The following is a 1276-nucleotide window of genomic DNA, read 5'->3' as shown; positions in this document are numbered from 1 at the left end:
CTGCTGAAGCAGAGAGATCAGTGGGACGAGACGTGCTGGGTGCACCACCACGCAGGCCTGGAATCAGCGGCCGGTCATGACCGTTACGCACCTGTGCCTCAACCAAGGCGACTTCATAGGCCAGGCTCGGGACATTTCTGGGTACCGAACGGTGGGTCCATTCCGGGTCTGTGTTCCGGGTGTGGCGCCACTGGGCGTATGCGTGGTGTGCGTCTTGTGCCGTGACTGTGGGGTTCTTGTCGGGTTCGGTGCCGTGCCGGCGGATCTCCCGCATCGCCGACTGCACGTGTGCGAGCAGGTCACTGTCCGGTTCTTCCGGCCACCGGAGCAGTGCCGCCGGTTGCGTGACCCCGGCGTTCAGCTCACCGGACTTGGGCCGCTCGTGCAGGCCAGCGGGCCCGGCGTCCTGAGATTGATCGGTGTTGTGCCCCCCAGCGTGCGTGACTTCTCCCGTCACCGCCTGCACCCAACCCGGCCACAGCAACGCTGGGTCAGACGGTCGTGTGTCGCGCTCCAGCAATGGCGTGTCCAGCCCTGTCGGTGCGCTCGGCACATGCGAGTCCACCGCCGCCGACCGTGGCGTGCGAGATTCGACCGCCCGGTCGCCCTGCGGGCGAGTGGACGACGGAGTCCCAACCTGCTGCTGCCCTGTCGACGTCGGCCCGATCGACGGCTGCCCGATCGACGTCGGCCGGGCGGGTGGGGTGCTGCCGGTGTGGGCTAGGCCGGTTTCGGACAGCTCCGCGTGCGGATGGGTGGTTTCGGGCATGCCGTTGTGTCGCCCGGGCTGGGTGGTCTGGGGCACATCAGATTCGGTGTTGCCATCGAGGACAGCGGACGTGCCCAAGGCAGGCGAGGGGGCCTGCGACAGGGGCGAGCCATCGCGCAGTGACAGGGTAACGACACCGTCCGCAGGAATGGCCGTGTGCGAGCCGGGTGACACAGTCCCGGGCAGCGGCGTTCCCACGTCCGGGCTGGGGGAGAACGTGCTGGGCACCCGTGTCGACGTGTCCGTGGCTGCCGAAGTGTCCGGCACGGGTGTGGGCGTGGCCGGGTGCTGTCCCGCCGCTGGTGCGGGGTCAGTGACCAGGGCCGACGCGTCGGCTCCGGCCACGGGCCTGCCGCCCGTGGCCGGAGCCGACACATCCACGCCCGACGGCACGCCGATAAGCGTGGGACCAGCGGTGACCGGATCCACCGCGCCCGGTGTGGGCAGATGCATTCCCGGCGACGGGGTGCCCGCTGCCGTACCAGGAGTGGCGCCCGGCCCACCACC

General features: G+C 69.9%; 1 protein-coding gene. It reads right to left on the bottom strand.

All coding sequences use genetic code 11. The features are described from left to right. Positions 1-847: hypothetical protein (locus tag E1288_RS48495; RefSeq protein WP_207954956.1), on the bottom strand; the 847-nt coding region annotated here is incomplete at its 3' end. Positions 848-1276: the final 429 nt, after the last annotated feature.

It is taken from the genome of Saccharopolyspora elongata, from assembly GCF_004348985.1.
Taxonomy (GTDB): Bacteria; Actinomycetota; Actinomycetes; order Mycobacteriales; family Pseudonocardiaceae; genus Saccharopolyspora; species Saccharopolyspora elongata.
Note: the sequence above shows the minus strand (reverse complement) of the source record. Positions and strands in the feature narration are given on the sequence as shown.